Annotated in this window: 13 protein-coding genes; 4 read left to right on the plus strand and 9 right to left on the minus strand. The window is 62.2% G+C overall.

Translation table 11 applies throughout. The features are described 5' to 3' along the window. Positions 1 to 78: 78 nt before the first annotated feature. Positions 79 to 609, plus strand: a complete 531-nt coding sequence (locus O3298_RS12320) for an SRPBCC domain-containing protein (RefSeq protein ID WP_289914731.1) — start codon at positions 79 to 81, stop codon at positions 607 to 609. Positions 610 to 1,390: 781 nt separating this feature from the next. Here O3298_RS12320 and O3298_RS12325 read toward each other — a convergent pair. The 4 genes from O3298_RS12325 to O3298_RS12340 form a co-directional block, all read right to left on the minus strand. Further along, on the minus strand, positions 1,391 to 1,777 hold the full coding sequence (locus O3298_RS12325; protein WP_289904910.1) for a hypothetical protein: 387 nt from the start codon (positions 1,775 to 1,777) through the stop codon (positions 1,391 to 1,393). 118 nt (positions 1,778 to 1,895) lie between these two features. Next, positions 1,896 to 2,591: a hypothetical protein gene (locus tag O3298_RS12330; RefSeq protein ID WP_289904911.1), complete on the minus strand. Its 696-nt coding sequence runs from the start codon at positions 2,589 to 2,591 to the stop codon at positions 1,896 to 1,898. A gap of 255 nt (positions 2,592 to 2,846) precedes the next feature. Then, positions 2,847 to 3,368, minus strand: a complete 522-nt coding sequence (locus O3298_RS12335) for a demethoxyubiquinone hydroxylase family protein (protein WP_305059494.1) — start codon at positions 3,366 to 3,368, stop codon at positions 2,847 to 2,849. Between the two features lie 12 nt (positions 3,369 to 3,380). Then, on the minus strand, positions 3,381 to 4,295 hold the full coding sequence (locus O3298_RS12340; RefSeq protein WP_305059495.1) for an alpha/beta hydrolase: 915 nt from the start codon (positions 4,293 to 4,295) through the stop codon (positions 3,381 to 3,383). Positions 4,296 to 4,435: 140 nt separating this feature from the next. Here O3298_RS12340 and O3298_RS12345 point away from each other — a divergent pair, with 140 nt between their 5' ends. Then, positions 4,436 to 7,636 carry a PAS domain-containing protein gene (locus O3298_RS12345; RefSeq protein ID WP_305059496.1) on the plus strand — a complete coding sequence of 1,067 codons (3,201 nt, stop codon included), beginning with the start codon at positions 4,436 to 4,438 and terminating at the stop codon, positions 7,634 to 7,636. On the opposite strand, the gene O3298_RS12350 is transcribed toward O3298_RS12345, so the two are convergent. From O3298_RS12350 to O3298_RS12365, 4 genes are read right to left on the minus strand one after another with little or no spacing between them, the layout of a single operon-like run. Then, positions 7,633 to 10,515 carry a PAS domain S-box protein gene (locus O3298_RS12350; RefSeq protein ID WP_305059497.1) on the minus strand — a complete coding sequence of 961 codons (2,883 nt, stop codon included), beginning with the start codon at positions 10,513 to 10,515 and terminating at the stop codon, positions 7,633 to 7,635. The two genes, O3298_RS12345 and O3298_RS12350, sit on opposite strands and share 4 nt — an antisense overlap. A gap of 7 nt (positions 10,516 to 10,522) precedes the next feature. Further along, a complete protein-coding gene (locus O3298_RS12355; protein ID WP_251348651.1) occupies positions 10,523 to 11,713 on the minus strand; it encodes a hybrid sensor histidine kinase/response regulator in 1,191 nt (396 codons plus the stop codon). After that, complete coding sequence (locus O3298_RS12360) at positions 11,710 to 12,588, minus strand: protein-glutamate O-methyltransferase CheR (RefSeq protein WP_305059498.1); 879 nt, start codon at positions 12,586 to 12,588, stop codon at positions 11,710 to 11,712. Before O3298_RS12360 ends, O3298_RS12355 begins: the two co-directional genes overlap by 4 nt. 28 nt (positions 12,589 to 12,616) lie before the next feature. Beyond that, positions 12,617 to 16,099, minus strand: a complete 3,483-nt coding sequence (locus tag O3298_RS12365; protein WP_305059872.1) for a response regulator — start codon at positions 16,097 to 16,099, stop codon at positions 12,617 to 12,619. A gap of 282 nt (positions 16,100 to 16,381) precedes the next feature. Between O3298_RS12365 and O3298_RS12370 the strand changes: the two genes are divergently transcribed. Continuing rightward, positions 16,382 to 16,834 (plus strand): Hsp20/alpha crystallin family protein, encoded by a 453-nt coding sequence (locus tag O3298_RS12370; protein ID WP_289904919.1) that lies wholly within the window; start codon positions 16,382 to 16,384, stop codon positions 16,832 to 16,834. A 101-nt stretch (positions 16,835 to 16,935) separates the two neighbouring features. On the opposite strand, the gene O3298_RS12375 is transcribed toward O3298_RS12370, so the two are convergent. Then, complete coding sequence (locus tag O3298_RS12375) at positions 16,936 to 18,282, minus strand: MFS transporter (RefSeq protein WP_099667920.1); 1,347 nt, start codon at positions 18,280 to 18,282, stop codon at positions 16,936 to 16,938. Positions 18,283 to 18,499: 217 nt separating this feature from the next. Here O3298_RS12375 and cyoA point away from each other — a divergent pair, with 217 nt between their 5' ends. After that, positions 18,500 to 19,483 (plus strand): ubiquinol oxidase subunit II, encoded by a 984-nt coding sequence (cyoA, locus tag O3298_RS12380; protein ID WP_251348654.1) that lies wholly within the window; start codon positions 18,500 to 18,502, stop codon positions 19,481 to 19,483. Positions 19,484 to 19,495 lie beyond the last annotated feature (12 nt).

The following is a 19,495-nucleotide window of genomic DNA, read 5'->3' on the forward strand; positions in this document are numbered from 1 at the left end:
TTGACAGGCGTACAGGCCTTCCCGTTTATCTGCGCCGCTGGTACATTAGTGCCAGACCATCACCCTGAGGAGAGCGCCATGACCACCGCAGAACAGAAGCAGGACGGACAGCACCGCGACAGCAGCGACTTTGTCATCACGCAAACTTTCGACGCGCCACGCGAACTGGTATTCCAGTCGTGGGTGGAGCCGGAGCGCCTGGCCCAATGGTGGGGCCCCGTCGGCTTCGAATTGAGCGTGCTGGCGCTGGATTTGCAGCCGGGCGGCATTTTCCATTACGGCATGCGCGCCGACAATGGCTATGAGATGTGGGGCAAGTTCACCTACCAGGCGATTGAAGCGCCGGAAAAGATCGTGTCGATTTTGTCATTCGCTGACAAGCAGGGCAATGCGGTGCAGCATCCGGTCAGCGCCACCTGGCCGCTGGAATCGTTCAATGTGATGACCCTTACGGAGGAAAACGGCAAGACGACGATGACCTTGCGGTCGACGCCGCACAAGGCGACGGATGAGCAGCATGAGACTTTCAAGCAGGGGTTTGAGTCGATGAAGGAGGGATTCAAGGCGACGTTCGGCCAGCTGGCACAGTACCTGGCGCGTGTTCAGTAATATTTAAGAACGGCGGGCCAGAGCCGCGGGCCTGAGAAAATGCCCATGGCTGCGTTGCTTGGGCTCGCCGTACATGCGTACTGTCTTCGCCCGCGCGCTTTGCCCTGGCCATTTTTCAGGCCCGCTGGGCCCGGAGAGCCTTTGATTGAGGCGCGGGCGGGTTCTTGCTATCGTTGGCAGTTTGCGGTTGAGGAAGGTCTGCTTACGCCCCGAAGCAGACACTCCCGAACTATTCGTAATCTACCCAGAGACACTCAGTCGGTTTGACCCTGACGGCTTTAAAGGCGCAACTGGTGACCCACTGAACGACTCGCTCAGCGGCAACCTTAAAGGGCGTGCCTTCGCGCACCCGAGCGATCCTCGGCCGCAATCGCAGCAGAGCATCAGTTGGCCATCTCGATGGCCGAGCTAAAACGGCTACATCTCCAATGCAGAGAATGGGACCCAGATGAATGCTCCCGTCCCCAACATAGGCCGTGCCGTCTATTCGCATAACGATATTAAAATCTGAATCTTCACTTGCGATTCTAAGAACATCGACCACCTGAGGGAGCATTAGTGCACGGGTCAAAGCCGGATACGCGGCTGTCTCGCGGACCAACATCCAGCGGTATCGATGCCCCATTACTGTAAAAGTACCGCACATTATTGCTCCATATTATCTGCCCAACTTTTGCACGGCAAATTCTCTGCGCCGGTCCCCCCCTGCTTCAGGGGGCAGGAAACGTAACGCAGCTCTTGGCCGATTGTTACCGCCCCATAATGGATCTTTCCCACAAACTTACGCGCGTCCAAACTTTTCTAGGGAGCCAGCGAGTTTGTATTCGGTAAGTCCATATAGTTTCTTTAGTAATGCATCGATCGCTTGAAATAGCATGTTAGCGTCAGCTGACCTGTACTGAACACATGCCAGCCGGCCGGGCGACCAATCGATGATCTGTGCAGGCTGAAGTACTACAAAAACTTCGGTGATGAGTGGGGCTGGTGAAGAATTTTCCGTATAAGAGAAATCCATGTAGTCGCCATAGATCAGTATCCATACGTCAGGACGCCCAACAACGCTTAGTCTCGCGTAAAACTCCCTTGATGGAAGCTCACTATGGAGATTTAGGCTGCCAAAGGCTCCCTGCAAAATCCTGCGAACTTCTTCTTTTGATTCTTCTTGCATTGCTAACCCTACTCAGCTGATGAATGACTGTAATGCGCTACATCTCGCATGTTTGCACGACCGTCCGCTTCTGGCCGGTTGCCGTCGTTGCCAAGTTCCGCCCCACAGCGGACACAGCTCAACATTTTGCGTCGGCCTTTTCGCCGCTGTCGAGACTTTTCACCAATGCGTCTCGATTTTCGAAAAATCGCATATTTTTCATTGTGGCGATGCCCCCACAGCGAGTACAGGTGCATGTCTTGGTTTGCGTAAATGTGTTTTCCTCGCTAAGTGCCTGGCACATTTCGCAGCGCCATATCCACGGAAATCTTTCAGGTAGAGATACAGAACAGAGGAAAACGAATTGCTGAGCGACTGTCTGGATGCACTCTTCGGGTTTATTTAGGTCAAGCGCTCCGTTAAATTTTATGCAGCCGGTTTGAGCTTTTGCTGGATCGAGGTCGTCTACGAGATCCAGCCAGATCCAGTGGATATAAGGCTCATTGTAATCATCAGAAATTGTTAGCATTTCTTGCACGCATACCCAAGGCAAAAGTAAGCCTTGAAGCATCTTTTGACAAATGCTACTCGAATAAGTACGTAGAGCGCTGTACCAGTCACTCGGGAGTTCCAATCTTAGTTCGTTTATGCATGACTGAAATAATCGTTCAACTTGATCCGAATCGACGTAGTCGTCCCAGCGGCACACAGCGAGTTCCCAAATGCTAGGCGCATCACAACCGCTTTCCAGCAACTCATTTGCCCAATCGACGTAGTCGAGTGTCCTTATCCAGGATCCATCGATCCTCTTAAAAGCAAGTTCTGTGAAATCCAAGTGTTTCCTTGCAAGGCTTTGGTTTTAGAATACAACTCGCATGACCGCTTCTGGCCGCTTGCCGCCCGGGCCAATAGTATCAGTTGAAATGAGAAACGGATAATCTCAGCCGGCAGATTCGCGGCCTTCATTGAGCATGCGTTCCCTCGCCAATCCACCAGGCACGCAGACCTGTAAATACAACGCGATCTTGTGGCCCTCGATATCATAAGTATTGATACTGGTACTGGTGCAGATCGTCGTGTTTCGTGATGCTTAAAGGCGCATCCCCAGCCAGATCACCGATTCCGTGGCGCCGGACACCACAGCGCTCAGCATGCGTCCGAACATCCCGCTGCCTTGCGTGTAGATCGATGCCTGGTCGTGATGTTCCTGCTCGTCCCTGAGTATCGCTGCAATGGCGTGTACCGCGTCATCGTCCTCGCTCAACATGGTGAGTTGGTGCCGCAGATGTTGGAGGACCACCCGTTCGACGGCCACGGTGGTCAGCGAGATCGCGCGCGCTCCGCACAGTCCCGTGATGATGCCCAGCGCATAGCCTCCGGCCGCACACAGGTAATAGCTGCGGCAGCGCGGCAAGCCACGGCGCTTGAGAACGTCGTGAAATATTGTCCTGTGCTCCCGCTCATGCGCCCTGAAGGCGCGCAGTTCCTGCACGATATGGCTTGCCGTCCAACGTGCCATGAAGATCTGGCCCGTATAAATGCCGATGGCACCTTGCTCTCCCGCATGGTTCACCTTCATTACCCGGTCTGAAAACTGTGTATTCGCATCCATTGATCGCTTGCCTTATTGGCTCTTGTCGCTCTCCATCCCCAGCATCCCCCGCACCACCGGCAAAATCATCGTCCAAGCATTCGACGTCGCTGCAATCTCGTCATAATGGCTGGCGCCCGGCAAGATCAGCACTTCCGCATGGTCGCCGGCCTTGATTGCCTTGGCCGCGTAATCGTGCGCGACGCGGGGCGGGGAGATGGTGTCGAGCTCGCCTGTGATCAAGACGGTGCGGCTGCCGTTGGGGGTCAGGTCGGCGGCGTTGGTGTCGCTGTAGATGTCGGGGCGCTCGGTGCTGGCGCTGCCTGCCAGCTGGGCGATGTCGCGCTCGCAACTGGTCTTGATCAAGTGCTTTTCATGGCGCAGGTCGGCCAGGCCGCCCAGGCTGAGAATATTTTTCACTGGCAGGAACTTATCGCGATACAGGGGGCTGGTCTTGGGCAGCTTTTCCCTGCCTGCGATCCACTGCACCAGCTGGCCGCCGGCCGAGTGGCCCATGGCGGCGATGCGGTTCACGTCCAGCTGGTACTGGGGCGCGTGCTGCTGCAGGCTGTCCAGCGCCGAGTGCATGTCTTCGTAGGTGCCCGGATAGCCGCCGCCCGGCTCGTCCACGCGCCGGTACTCGACATTCCACACGGCGATGCCTTGCGCGACGAGGGCGCCGGCCACGTTGCGCATCTGCTGGATGCCGCCGAAGGCCACCGTCCAGCAGCCGCCGTGCACGAGCACGACGACGGGGAACGGTCCGTTGCCGTCGGGCCGGAACAGCTGCGCGTATTGCGACGGCGCGGGGCCATACGCAATCTGCGCCGTGGGCGGGGGGCCGTTCAGGGCCAGGTAGTCGTCCAGGCTCATGGGGGCGGCGACGGCGCCGTGGGCGGAGGCGAGCAGGGCGGTGGCGATCAGGGAGGATGGCAAGGAGGTAGGCATGCTGGAATTCGCTTGAGAAGAGAGCAACACTTTAGCATAGGCCCGCGTGGACGCAGAGATCAAGCGCTGAGCTGTTTTCCTCCTGCAAGAGGGGTGCCCCATGGTATATTTCGGGCATCAGTTTTCCCCTTATCGACACGGTGCACGCAAACAACATTCTTTCCTTGCTGGACGCCGAGCATATTGCGCTGGGCAGCATCGCGGCCGGTGCCGACCTGGCTCATGCATTGGAGCATTTGTTGCTGGCGCTGCAAGACCTGGCCGAGGGCGGCGCGCATGCCTGCCTCGTGCTCATCGACGAAGCCGACCGCTTTTGCGGCCTGTCCGCGCCCAGCCTGCCGCAAGACCTGTGCCTGGCCCTGCGCCACGGCGGCGACCAGCCATCCCCGTTCGGCACGGCGGCCTTTTCCGGCGCGCCCGTGTATTGCGGCGACATCACGCGTGACGTGAACTGGAGTGCCGGACGCAAGGAAGCCATGCTGCACGGCTACCGCGCCTGCTGGGTCGCCCCCGTCTTTGGCGCCAAGGGACATATCCTGGGCGTGCTGGGTCTTTTTTTCCAGGCGCCATGCCATCCCACGCAACCCGAGACCGAATTGCTGGCGCTGGCCGCGCGCGTAGCCGCGCATGTCATCGAACGGAGCCAGCTGGAACAATCGCTGCACGACAGCCGCGAACATTTTCATTACGCCATAGAATTGAACACGCAAGTGCTGTGGACGGCCGACGTCGACGGCAAGCTCGATTATGTGGCGCAGCGCTGGCGCGAATGGACGGGCGGCAGCGGCCTGGGCACCAGCTGGCTGGACGCCATCCACCCCGAGGACGTGCCCCATTCCCTGGCGGCCTGGAGCGAAGCCGTGGGCAGCGGCCAGCCTTTCGACCAGGAAATGCGCGTGCGCCGGCAAGACGGCCGCTACCGCTGGATGCACTCGCGCGCTTACTGCCGGCAAGACGAGCGCGGCCAGCCCGCGAAATGGTATGGCTCGTGCGAGGATATCGATGAACACTGGCAGGCGCGCAACGCCTTGCTCGACAGCGAAGCGCAGTTCCGTTCGCTCGCTTCCACCATGCCCAACCAGGCCTGGCTGGCGCATGGCAGCGGCGCCACCTACTGGGTCAACGAGCAGGTCTGCGAATACACGGGACAATCGCTGAAGTCGCTGGTCACCAGCGGTTTTCGCCACTGCGTGCATCCGGACGACGTGCAGGCCACGCAAAAGAGCTGGGAACGGGCCGTCGCCACCGCCAGCGCCTACGAACACGAATTCCGCATGCGCCGCGCCAGCGACGGCGCCTACCGCTGGTTCCTGGCGCGCGCCTTGCCCCTGTTCGACGAGGCGGGCACGGTGCTGCGCTGGGTGGGCACGAATACGGACGTGCAGGAACAGAAGAACGTGCTGGAAAAGATGGCCTACCTGAATTCCTCGCTGGAAGTGGAAATGGCCAACCGCACGGCCGACCGCGACCGCATGTGGCGGCTGTCGACCGATATCATGCTGGTGGCGGACCTGGCCGGCATGATCATCGCCGTCAATCCCGCCTGGAGCAAGATCCTCGACCGGCCGGAAATCGAGTCGCTGGGCATGGATTTCATCAGCCTCGTGCATCCCGACGACCGCATGGCGGCCTTGAAGGACTTGTCGCGCCTGGCCCACGGCGCGCCCACCTTGCGCATGGAAAACCGCTACCGGCGCCGCGATGGCGGCTACCGCTGGATTTCCTGGACGGCCGTGCCGGCGCAAAAGCTGATCCATGCCATCGGCCGCGACGTCACGGACGAGAAGGAGGCGCGGCTGGCACTGGTGCGCAGCGAGCAAGCTTTATTGCAGGCACAGAAGCTGGAATCGATCGGCAAGCTGACGGGCGGCGTGGCCCACGATTTCAATAACGTGCTGCAGATTATCTCGGGCAATCTGCAGTTGCTGAAACTCACCGTGGCCGACAATCCGCAGGCGGCCAGGCGCCTCGCTTCGGCCGCTTCGGCCGTGGAGCGGGGCGCCAAGCTGTCGTCGCAGCTGCTGGCCTTTGCGCGGCGTCAACCTTTGCGGCCGCTGGTGACGGACCTGGGGCGCCTGCTGCGCCGCATGCATGAGCTGATCCGCCGCGCCCTGGGCGAAGCGATTGCCGAGGAAACCTTCATCAGCGAAGGCTTGTGGCATACCCTGGTCGACCCGAACCAGATGGAAAACGTGTTGCTGAACATGGCCATCAACGCGCGCGACGCGATGGACAAGGGCGGGCGCCTCACTTTTACCTTGAGCAATGTCACGCTCGATGCGGACTACGCCAGCCGGCATGCGGACGTGCTGGAAGGGCAATATGTGCTGCTGACCATCACCGACACGGGCCACGGCATGACGCGCGACGTGATCGACCAGATCTTCGAGCCCTTCTTCACCACCAAGCGCGAAGGCGAGGGCACGGGCCTGGGCCTGTCCATGGCCTACGGCTTCATCCGCCAGAGCGCGGGCCACATCAAGGTGCACAGCGCGCCGGGCGCCGGCACGACGTTCAAGATTTATCTGCCCCGTTCGCTGGAAACGCTGGCCGAGCCGCCGCCGGGCCTGACGGGCCCCGTGCTGGGCGGCAGCGAGACCATCCTCGTGGTGGAAGACGATGCCCCAGTGCAACATACGGTGGTCGACATGCTGCGCGGCCTCGGCTACGACGTGCTGCATGCGGATGACGGCGCCTCGGCCCTGGCCCTGCTGGGCACGGGCGTGGCCATCGACCTGCTGTTTACGGACGTCGTCATGCCGGGCCCCGTCAGCAGCAAGGAGCTGGCGCAGCAGGCCAGGCTGCTGCTGCCGGAACTGGCCGTCCTGTTTACGTCGGGCTACACGCACAACGCCATCATGCAGGGCGGGCGGCTGGATCCGGGCGTCGAATTGTTGAGCAAACCCTATCAGCGCGAAGACCTGGCGCGGCGCATCCGCCACGTGCTGGCCGACCGCCGCCTGGTGGGCGCGCCCGACCCGTCCGGGCGGCGCATCCTGCTGGTGGAAGACAATGACGATGCGCGCGAAATGACGACGGAAATGCTCAATATGCTGGGCCACACCGTGCACGGCGTGTCCAGCGCCGAGGAAGCCTTGCCCCTGCTGGCCTTGCCGGGCCTGGACGTGCTGGTGACGGACATCAGCCTGCCCACCATGTCCGGCCTGGAACTGGCGCGCCATGCGCGCGCGCACTGGCCGCAGCTGGACGTGGTATTTGCTTCCGGGCATGATTGGGGCGCCAGCCTGATGCAGGACGCCAGCGCGCGCTTCCTGCGCAAGCCGTTTGGCCTGGAAGAGCTGGCCGGCGCACTGAAGGCGCGCCGGCTCGACGTTTACTAGCCTGTCGGCAGCAAGGCTTGCTGCAATTGCTCGACGGTAAATGGTTTCACCAGGAAGCGCGCTTGCGGGTCCAGCACGCCGGAATTGGCCGGCGCGTGGCCCGTGGAAAACACCACTTCCAGCCGCGGATGGTCGCGCGCCGCCAGTTCGGCCAGCTCGGCGCCCGACATCCGCGGCAGGCTGATATCGGTCAGCAGCAGATCCAGCCCCGGCGTGTCCAGCAGGGGCAAGGCTTCCTCGGCCGTGCCCACGGCCAGTACCGTGTGCCCCAGCATGGACAGCAGGTCGCCCGTCATGGCGCGCGCGTCCGCATTGTCTTCCACCAGAAGGATATGGCGGCCTGCCGGCAGCGCCGGCGCCGGCTGCGGCGCCAGCTGCGCGCGGTACTGGTGCAGGGCCGTCACGTGGCGGCCATTCGCCAGCAAGTGGCGGATGCGCCGCGCCAGGTCTTCGCGCCGGTATGGCTTGCTCAACAATTCCACGCCCGGTTCCAGCCGCCCGCCCTGCATGATGGCGTCCTGCGTATAGCCCGAGGTAAACAGCACGGCCAGCTGCGGCAGCAGCACGCGTGCCTGGCGCGCCAGCGCCGTGCTGGCGACCTTGCCTGGCATCACCACGTCCGTAAACAGCAGGTCGATGGGCACGCCGCTGCCGATGATGGCCAGCGCGCTTTCGCCATCGCTGGCGCGCAGCACGGCATAGCCGAGGCCGCGCAACATGTCCACCACCGTCGTCTGCACCTGCACGTCGTCTTCCACGACGAGGATGGTTTCCTTGCCGCCCAGCACGGGGCCGCCCAGCTGCAGCGGCAGTTCCGTTTCCGCTTCGAGCGAGCGCGGCAGATAGATGCGGAAGGTGCTGCCATGGCCCGGCAGACTGTCCACCGTCAGGTGGCCGCCGCTCTGGCGCAGGAAGCCGTATGCCATGCTCAAACCCAGTCCCGTGCCTTCGCCTTCTTTCTTGGTCGTGAAGAACGGCTCGAAAATCTTGTCCAGCAGTTCCGCGGGAATGCCCGTGCCCGTGTCCGACACGGCCAGCTGCACGTAGTCGCCGGGCGCCACGTCCGCATGGCGCGCCGCGTAGTCGCTGCCCAGCACGCTGTTGCTGAGTTCGATGGTCAGCTGGCCCTCGCCCTCCATGGCGTCGCGCGCGTTGATGGCCAGGTTGAGGATGACGTTTTCCAGCTGGTGCGGATCGACCAGGGCGCGCCAGCAGTCGTCGGCCAGCAGCAAGCGCGTCTCGATGGTTTCGCCGGTGGCGCGCCGCAGCAGCTCTTCCGTTGCGCGCAGCAGCTGCGCCAGGTCCGTCACCAGCGGTTTTAGCGGTTGACGCCGCGCAAAGGCCAGCAACTGGGCCGACAGCTTGGCGCCCCGTTCCACGGCGGCCGAGGCGCTGGCGATGCGCTTGGCGGCCAGCGGGTCGTTGTCCAGGCCCAGCTGCAGCAATTGCAAATTGCCCGAGATAATTTGCAGCACGTTATTGAAGTCGTGGGCTACGCCGCCCGTCAGCTTGCCCAGCGCTTCGAGCTTTTGCGATTGCAGCAGGGCCATCTCGCTGTGGCGCAACGATTCCTGCATGCGGCGCAAGGTGTTTTGCGCTTCCTTTTCCAGGGTGACGTGGCGTCCGGTGGCAAACACCAGGTCGCCTTCGATTGCCGCCACCCACGACAGCCAGCGGTGGCCGCCATCGCGGTGCCGGTAGCGGTTTTCAAAGCTGGGCATGGACTCCTTGCCCACTTGCAGCAAAGCCTGGCGAGTGGCGGCGGCATCCTCGGGCAGCACGAAGTCGAAGATGCTGCGGCCCAGCATTTCCTCGGGCAGCCAGCCCAGGATGGCGCCGGCGGCCGGGTTGACGGCGGCAAAGCAGCCTTCGGCATCGATGGCCACCATCAAGTCTTGCGCGCTGCGCCATAGCCGCTCGCGCTCGCTGTTGCGCGCGGCCAGGTCCGCTTCCAGCTTCTTTTCCACGGTGATATCGCGCGCGCTGCAATACACCTTGTCGCCTTCGGGCACGGCCACCCACGACAGCCAGTGCCAGCCGCCCAGCTTGTGGCGGTAGCGGTTTTCGAAGCGCAAGGCGGGCTGGCCCTGGTTGGCTGCATCCCAGGCCGCATGGGTGCGCGGCAAGTCGTCCGGATGGATCAGTTCGAGGAATTTCGTCGTGCGGATTTCCTCTGCCGACCAGCCCAGGGTGGCTTGCCAGGCGGGGTTCGAGTGTTCGAAATAGCCGTCGAGGTTGAGCACGCCCAGCAAGTCGGGGCTGACGTTCCAGGTGCGGCCGAATTCGCGCGTGCGCTCGGCCACCTGCGTTTCCATGCTGGCACTGAGGGCGCGCAGGCGCGATTCCGCCTGGGCCCGCAAAATGGTCGACCAGACCCGCTCCGACACTTGCACGGCCAGTTCGATCTCGTCCGCATGCCACAGGCGGGCCGCGCGGCTGTGCACGACGAACAGGGCCGCCAGCTTGCCATCCTTGGCAATGGGAATGTTCAGGAAGGCACGGATGCCCAGGCGCGCAAACGTGGCTTGCGCGGCGGGCTGGGCCGTGCGCGGGTCATTCATCACGTCGCTGACGGCCAGCGCCTGGCCCGCGGCAAGCGCCTCGGACAGGCCTGTCGCGCAATCGCCGAGGAAATATTCGCCGGCGGCGCCCGGCGCCAGGCCATCGCTCCACGCATGCTGCAGGGTGGGGCACTGCAGGACCTGGTCAATATCGAAACACGCCACTTGCTGGGCGCCCAGGCGCTGGCCCAGCAGCTGGGCCGACAGGGCGAGGATCTCGCCCGTGTCTTGCAGCAGGCGCAGCCGGCGTTCCAGTTGCAGCAGGAACGCCACGCCGCTGGCGCCGGCCTGGCTGCTGGTGGCAGGAGTGCTGCTCATGCGGGCCTCAGCTGCCGGCCAGCGGCAGGGTGACGCTGAACAGGGCGCCATTGCCGGGCTGGCTTTGCAGGGTGATGGCGCCGCCGTGCGCATCGACCAGCTGCTTGGTGATGAACAGGCCCAGGCCCAGGCCGCCCGTGCGGTCCTGGTGGATGACGCGCTCGAAGGCGTCGAAGATGCGTTCCTGGTCGCGCGCGTTGATGCCGATGCCATGGTCGCGCACTTCGATGACGGCGCTGTTCTGCGTGTGCGCCAGGCTGATTTCCACGGGCTGGCCCTGGCCGTAGCGCACGGCATTGCTGATCAGGTTGACAACGATCTGCTCGACGCGGAAGGCATCCCAGTAACCCTGGATGGGTTCGAAGGCCAGCACTTCCAGCACGCTGCCGGCGGCGGCCGCATACGGTACCAGGTCGTCCGCCACGCGGCGTACCAGGCTGGTCAGGTCGACGGCTTCGCGGCGGATCGACAGCTTGCCGCTGGTGATGCGCGACACGTCGAGCATGTCGTCGATCAGGCGCACCATGCTGCGGATTTGCCGCCCGTCGCGCGCCACCATCTTGCCCAGCTTTTCCGGTTCGAAGGCGGCCAGGTTGCCCCGTTCCAGGTTGACGGTGCGCATCTGCGTTTCCAGGAACAGCGTGTTCAGCGGCGTGCGCAGCTCGTGCGCCACCATGGACATGAATTCGTCGCGCAAGCGCAGCGAACGCTGCAGTTCCGCCTGGGTGGCGCGCAATTCCTTCAGCAGCGCTTCCTGCTGCTGGCGGCTGTGCTCGAGCGCCTGCACCTGGCGCCGCGTTTCGCTGCGCTGCTGGTGCAGGGCAACGAAGACATTGACCTTGCTTTGCACGGCGTTGATGTCGAGCGGCTTGTGCAGGAAATCGACGGCGCCGCTCTCATAGCCCTGGAAGGCGAAATTCATTTCCTTGCCGGCCGCCGTGACGAAGACGATGGGGATGTGGCGCGTTTTTTCCGTGCCGCGCATCAATTGTGCCAGCTCAAAGCCATCCATTTCCGGCATTTGCACGTCGAGGATGGCCAGCGCGAAATCGTGTTCCAGCAGCAGGGCCAGCGCTTCTTCGCCCGAGGATGCCTGGTAGACGCTGCGGTCGCTCTCGCGTATCAACGCATTGAGCGCGCGCAAGTTTTCCGGCAAGTCGTCGACGATCAGCAGTTTGGTGCTTGTTTCATTCATCATGTTTCATTCCTGGCATGGCTTTGCCGTCCAGCGTAGTGGGAAGCGGCGTGCGATGGCGCACGCTTGCGGTAGAGCTTTTCGGGACCCGGCAATGGCTCGAATTCGGCGGCAAAGCGGGTGAAATGCGTGCTTTCCTTGCTGCCCAGGCCCAGGAAACCCCGGTGGCACAGCGAGTTGTGGAACAGGCCCAGGGCCCGCTCCTGCAAGGTTTTGTTGAAGTAAATCAGCACGTTACGGCAGCAAATCAATTGCGTTTCAATAAAAACACTGTCCGTGGACAGGCTGTGGTCGGCAAAGTTGATGCTGTCGAGCAGGCGCTGCTGGAAACGCGCCGTGGCGTGCTCGGCCGTGTAGTAGTCGGCCAGCTGGCCCAGGCCGCCCGCGGCCAGGTAGTTGGCGCCGTACTCATCGAGCCGGTGCAGCGGATACACGCCGCGCGCGGCCGTGGCCAGCGCTTGCGGATTGATGTCCGTGGCGTAAATCGTGCTGCGTTCGAGCAAGCCTTCCTCGTGCAGCAGGATGGCCAGCGACAGCGCTTCTTCGCCTGTGCAGCAGCCGGCCACCCAGATGGTCGGCGACGGGTAGGTTTTCAGCACGGGCACCACCTGTTCGCGCAAGGCGCGGAAAAACGCCGGGTCGCGGAACATTTGCGTGACGGGCACGGTCAAAATCTGCAGCAGCTTGCCAAAGGCGGCGGCATCGTCCAGTACCAGCTGCTGCAAGGCGGGCAAGTCGGCGCAATGCAGGCGTTCGAGCGCCTGATGCAGGCGCCGCCGCTGCGAGGGTAAAGAGTAGTCGCGGAAGTCATAGCTGTAGCGCTGATAGATTGCCTCCATCAGCGCCTGCAGTTGTGCGTCCGTGGTGCGCTGGGACATCAGCGCCGCTCCCGGGCATGGCGTGTCATCACATGCGTTCCATCTTCGGCATCCACACGCGCAGCAGCGAATACAAACGGTCCAGGTCTATCGGCTTGGCCAGGTAGTCGGACGCGCCCGCCTGCAGGCATTCTTCCTGGTCATTTTTCATGGCCTTGGCCGTGATGGCGATGATGGGCAGCTTGTTGTAGCGGCCATCGGCGCGGATCAAGCGCGTCGCTTCCAGGCCATCCATGCCCGGCATCATGACATCCATCAACACGAGGTCGATATCGTCCACGCTGTTGAGCTTGCTGATGGCTTCGAAGCCGTTGCGGCCGATTTCCACCACTACGCCTTTTTGTTCCAGCGCATTCGTCAGGGCAAAGATATTGCGCACGTCGTCGTCCACCAGCAAAATCTTGCGCCCTTCAAACACGCGCTCGCGGCTGCGCACCTGTTGCAGCATGCCCTGGCGCTCGCTCGACAGTTCCGACTCCACCTTGTGCAGGAAGAGGGTGACTTCGTCGAGCAGGCGTTCGGGCGAGCGGGCGCCCTTGATGATGATGGAGCGCGAATACTTCATCAGATCCGCTTCTTCCTCGCGGCTCAGGTTGCGGCCCGTGTAGACGATGACGGGCGGGAACGAGCACAGCTCTTCATGTTCCATGCGTTCGAGCAATTCGTTGCCCTGGATATCGGGCAACTTGAGGTCGATGATCATGCAGTCGAAAATCTGTGTTTTCAGCAATTCCAGCGCCTGTTCGCCCAGCGCCACGGCCGTGATTTCCACGTCGTCGTCGCTGATCAGGTGCACCACGCTTTCGCGCTGGCGTTCGTCGTCCTCGACCAGCAGGATGCGCTTCATCTTTTGCGTGAACTTCGATTCGAGCTTGCGGAACACTTCCTTCAGCTGCTCGCGTGTGCGCGGCTTGGTGGCGTAGCCGATGGCGCCCAATTGCATGGCTTCCTGCATCTGGTCGTTGCCGGAGACGATGTGCACGGGAATGTGGCGCGTCAGCGGGTTTTCCTTGAGCTGCTGCAAGACCAGCAAGCCGGGGCGGTCCGGCAAGCCCATGTCGAGCAGGATGGCGTCGGGCAGGAATTCTTGCGCCAGGCGCAAGCCTTCGTCGGCGCCGTGCGCCACCAGGCAGCGGTATTGCATTTCATGCGCGAGGTCGAACAGGATGCCGGCAAACGACGGCTCATCCTCGATCACCAGCACGGAACGCTGGCCCGTCTTGGCTGCGGGCACGCTATTCCTGTCATCCTCGAAGGTGGGCAGCGGCACGGGCTTGGCGGCAGGCGCCGCCTTGGGTGCGGCGGCCGCGATTCTGGCGGGCGCCTGCGGCGCGGCGGCGGGCACGGTGGCCGCTTCCGCCGCGCGTTCCGGCATGACCGCCGGCAACACGAGGGTGAACGTGCTGCCCTGGCCGGGCGTGCTGGCCAGCTCGATGCTGCCACCGAGCAAGGCTGCCAGGTCGCGCGAAATCGACAGGCCCAGGCCCGTGCCGCCGTAGCGGCGGCTGGTGGTGCCGTCGGCCTGGTGGAAGGCGTCGAAAATCTTGTGCTGCTGGTCGCCGGCGATGCCGATGCCCGTATCCTGCACCTGGAAGCGCACCTGGCCGGCCGCAGCGGTGCTCACGTGCAGGGACACGCTGCCCGTGTCGGTAAACTTGATGGCGTTCGACAGCAGGTTTTTCAGGATTTGCTCGAGGCGCTGGCGGTCGCTGACGAACGAGGGCGGGGCGTCCGGCGCCACCTTGACGTCTAAAACGAGTTTCTTTTGCTGCGCCTGGGCGCCAAACAGCATCTTCATGCTGCTGAGCAGCTCGTCGAAGGGCACGGCTTCCGGCGTCAATTCCAGCTTGCCCGCCTCGACCTTGGAAATGTCGAGGATATCGTTGATGAGGGTCAATAAGTCGTTGCCGGCCGAATATATGGTTTGCGCAAACGTCACTTGCTCCGGCGTCAGGTTGCCGCTGGTATTGTCCGACAGCAGCTTCGACAGGATGAGCGAACTGTTCAACGGCGTGCGCAGTTCGTGCGACATGTTCGCCAGGAATTCGGATTTATAGCGGCTGGCCCGCTGCAGCTCTTCGGCGCGCGCTTCCAGCTGTGCATGGGCTTCGCCGATGGCCATGTTTTTCTGGTCCAGCGACAGCGCCTGCACGGCCAGCTGCTCGTTCGACTGTTCCAGTGCCGCCTTTTGCTCTTCCAGGTGGGCTTGCGACTGTTCCAGCACGCGCGACTGCTCGCCCAGTTCTTCATTGGCCGTGCGCAATTCTTCCTGCTGCACTTCCAGTTCTTCATTCAATTGCTGGGTTTCTTCCAGCACATTTTGCAGGCGCTGGCGGTACAGGGCCGCTTCCAGCGACGTGCCGACATTCGCGGCAATCAGGTTCAGCCATTCCTTGGCGCGGGCACTGACGGGATGCGTGAAGCCCAGTTCGATGACGCCGTTGACGACGCCTTCGTTGTTGACGGGCGTCAAGACCAGTTCCAGCGGCGTGCCGTGGCCCAGGCTCGACGTCACGGTCAGGTAATTCTCGGGCACTTGCTGCACATGCTTGAGGCGCTTTTCGCGCGCCGTCTCGCCCACCAGGCCTTCGCCCAGCTTGAAGACGGGCTTGTCCTTGACGCCCTGGTCGCTGAAGCCGTACACGGCCGTGCGGCGCAGGCTGCCATCCTCGTCGACGACGTACAGGGTGGCGACGGCCACGTCGAGGCGGTGAGCCAGGAAGTCCAGCACGTGCCGTCCCAGCTGCGGCAAGCCCAGCTGGCCGCTCGTGTGGGCCGCCAGTTCCGTCTGCCCAGTGCGCAGCCACGCCTGCTCCTGCAGCACGTCGTTGTCCTTGCCGCGCTGCTCGAGCGCATCGTTGTAGATGTCGGACAGGCGCAGCAGTTCGCGCCGTCCCAGGTAGGCGAGCAAGCCCGACAATCCCAGGCTGAGGATGAGGAAGACCATCACGGCCAGCATGGTGCGGCTTTCGGCCGTGTCGGCCCGTTCCTGGCGCAGCCGCTGCTCCATGGACAGGAAGGCGAGGAATTCGCGGCGGATTTCGTCAAATTCCAGCTTGCCTTCGCCCTGGCGCACGCGCGCGAGGAATTCCTGGTTGCTGCGGCGCTGGGCGATCACGCCTTCGGCATAATCGAGCCATTGGCCTTGCAGCGCACGGATGCGGCGCAGCCGGTCGACCTGGATGGGACTGTCGGACACCAGTTCCAGCAGCGTGTTCATTTCGACGGCGATCTTTGCCTTGCCTGATTTATATGGCGCCAAAAACGTTTCGTCGCCTGTCAGCAAGTAGCCGCGCATGCCCGTTTCCAGGTCGACGGACAATTTCATGACTTCGTTCGCATTGCCGATCACCCGTTCGGAATGCTCGACCGAGCGCAGGGCCGACAGCAGGTAGGCGATCAGGGCGACGAACACGAGAGCCGTGATGACCCCGATGACCAACGGCAAGGTGACGTTGCGGGCGAGGATGCGGCGAAAGCTGAAGGAATCGATCGGTGTCTTGGTATTCATCATGTCCGTGTAAGGCTGTCGCGAAAGAATCAATTTTAATTGAAATGCAAGTTTTCTGGTGGTCAAGTATGGCGTGCGCTAGCATAACAGTCTTGCGCCCAATTGCCGACTCGCACGCCTGTGCAAGGCGAGGCAACGCACAGATCAAAGTGGCGGGAAAATCAAGCTGGCCACGATTGAGGCAGATCAAAGAGATTGGCTGTTGTCATCCTAAGATGCAGGAGGTGGCGGCGTCCTTGCGGGCGGCCGCCGTGTGCAAGCCAGCCCATGCAGGAGGACATCATGGCCAATCATTTGATCCACCGCGATCCGCAGCACCCGCTGGGACGTTTCGACCCCTTCAGCGACATGGAAGAATTCATGCGCGACTTTTTCGCGCCCGCCTTGCATGTGCGCGACGTGGGCAATGGACGCATGCGCGTCGACATTGCCGAAACCGAACAAGCCTATCTGTTGCAGGCGGACATTCCAGGCGTGAATAAAGACGATATCCAGGTGTCCATCGATGGCAACCGCGTCTCTATCAGCGCCGAACTCAAGAATGAAAGGGTGACGCGCGACGGCGGCGGCAAGGTCGTGCGCAGCGAACGCGAGTACGGCCAGCAATACCGCAGCTTCGTGCTGCAGCATGAGGTGGACGAAGCCGGCGCACAGGCCCGCTATGAAAATGGCGTGCTGCTGCTGGACTTGCCGAAGAAGGAAGGCACGGGCGGGCGGCAACTGGCGATACAGTAAGCGTGGCCAGGAAGCGTGGCGTCAAGCTGGCGCGAAGATGAAAAAACGCCGGACGGAGCCGGCGTTTTTCAGTGCTGTGCGTACTGCACATTATATATATGTCAGTCGCGGATTTCCAGTGCCCGGTTCAGGCTCAGGGCGGCCAGCGAGGCGACGGCGCCCGACAGCAGGTAGAAGCTGACGTAGGCGAGGCCGAAGTTGGCTGACAGGCCCAGCGCCACCAGCGGAGCGAAGCCGGCGCCGACCAGCCAGGCCAGGTCGGACGTCAGGGCCGCGCCCGTATAGCGGAAGCGGGCAGGGAAGTTGGCCGTCACGGCGCCGGCTGCCTGGCCGTAGGACAAGCCCAGCAGGCTGAAGCCCACGAGGATGAACACGTCCTGGCCCGTATTGCCGCCACCCATCAGGGTCGGCACGAAGGCGCTGAAGATGGCGATCAGCACGGCCAGCACGCCCAGGGTGGTGCGACGGCCCACTTTATCGGCCAGCAAGCCGGAAATCACCACGCCGACGGCGGCCAGCACGGCGCCCAGCATCTGGATTTGCAGGAAGTCCGGCGCGGAACGGGTCTGGTAGACGGAAATCCACGACAGCGGGAACACGGTCACCAGGTGGAACAGCGCATAGCTGGCCAGCGCGGCGAGGGCGCCGATCAGCACGTTGCGGCCCTGGCCGCGGCTCATTTCAAACACGCTCACGGGCTGCAGTTCGCGTTCGTCGAGCAGGCGCGCATATTCATTCGTCGACACCAGGCGCAGACGGGCAAACAGGGCGACCACGTTGATGGCGAAGGCGACATAGAAAGGATAACGCCAGCCCCAATCGAGGAAGTCTTCATCCGTCAGGGTGGTCAGCATGAACCAGAACAGGCCGGCGGCGATCAGGAAGCCGGCGGGCGCGCCCAGCTGGCCCAGCATGGCGTACCATCCCCGCTTGTTTTCCGGCGCGTTCAGGGCCAGCAGCGACGGCAAGCCATCCCACGAACCGCCCAGGGCCACGCCCTGGCCGATGCGCAGCACGGACAGCCAGATGATGGCGGCAAAACCCAGGTGGGAATACGTGGGCAGGAAGGCGATGCCGGCCGTCGACACGCCCAGCAGGAAGAGGGCGAAGGTCAGCTTGGCGCTGCGCCCCATGCGGCGCTGGATCTCCATGAAGATCACGGTGCCGAACGGACGGGCGATGAAGGCGAACGAGAAAATCAGGAACGCATATAAAGTCCCTTCCAGGCGTTCTTCGAATGGGAAGAAGACGCGCGGAAACACCAGCACCGAAGCGATGGCGTAGACAAAGAAGTCAAAGTATTCGGAAGCGCGGCCGATGATCACGCCGACGGCGATCTCACCGGGGTCGATATGCGATTCGACCGTGCCGGCCCCGCTTGCGTCGCGCAGGGAGTGAGGGGAAAAGTCGGCGGGTACATCCCCGCTGTGTATGCGCGTGCTGGACATGATGATCGTCTCCAATATAGTTTCGAGTTCGGCCAACGCGTAACATACCCCGGGTGTCTCACGCCCGGAGTAGGACTATTCAATAGATAGCTGTAGGAAAACTCCGCAACTACCGAGTGAAAATCCGAGCAAGGGGTAGGACAAAACGTCCAATTGCCAACGCGCTCCAGTGAGAATACAGTACCATATCTTCATCCCCTGTACTGGACTTTCCTGTATGTTTTCATTAAAAGTTCGTCGCGGACTGCTTCTTTTACCTCTCGCATTGTTGGCTGGTTGCAATACGGTGGTACTGAATCCGTCCGGAGACATCGCAGTTCAGCAAGGCAATCTGATTGTCATCTCGACATTGCTGATGCTGTTGATTATCGTTCCGGTAATCGCCCTAACCCTGCTTTTCGCATGGCGCTATAGAAAAAACAACACCGCGGCCAAATACGAGCCGGACTGGGACCACTCGACTCGCCTCGAGCTGATCATCTGGGGCGCGCCCCTGCTGATCATCATCGTGCTGGGCCTGCTGACCTGGATCAGCACCCACACCCTCGATCCTTATCGTCCGCTGAGCCGTATCGACGCCAACCGTCCGATTCCTGCCAGCCACAAGCCGATGATCGTCGAAGTCGTGGCGCTGGACTGGAAATGGCTGTTCATCTACCCGGAGCAAGGCATCGCTTCCGTGAATGAACTGTACGCGCCAGTCGATCGTCCGATCCGCTTCAAGATCACCGCGTCGTCCGTCATGAACTCGTTCTTCATCCCCGCACTGGCAGGTCAGATCTACGCCATGCCTGGCATGGAAACGCAGTTGAATGCCGTCATCAACAAGCCTGGCGTCTACAAGGGCTTTTCCGCCAACTACAGCGGTGCCGGTTTCTCGGGCATGCGCTTCAAGTTCCACGGCGTGAATGATGCGGACTTCGACAAATGGGTGGAATCGGCACGTGCCGGTGGCGGCGCGCTGAACCGCGACGACTACCTGTCGCTGGCCCAGCCTAGCGAACGCGACCCGGTCCGCCGCTACAGCGCCGTACCTAGCGATCTGTACAAGGCAATTCTGAACCGCACCATCGTTTCCGACGCTCTGTGCGTGACGCCGGTCGAGCCATACAAATTGACGATGGCAAATAGCCCGGTAGCGGCCGTAACGGCAGTAGTCGCTAGCGATGCAGTAGTTGAAAAGGGCGTTCAAGCCAAGTAACGACTGCATGAA

The organism is Janthinobacterium sp. SUN137, assembly GCF_030587265.1.
Lineage (GTDB): Bacteria > Pseudomonadota > Gammaproteobacteria > Burkholderiales > Burkholderiaceae_D > Janthinobacterium > Janthinobacterium kumbetense.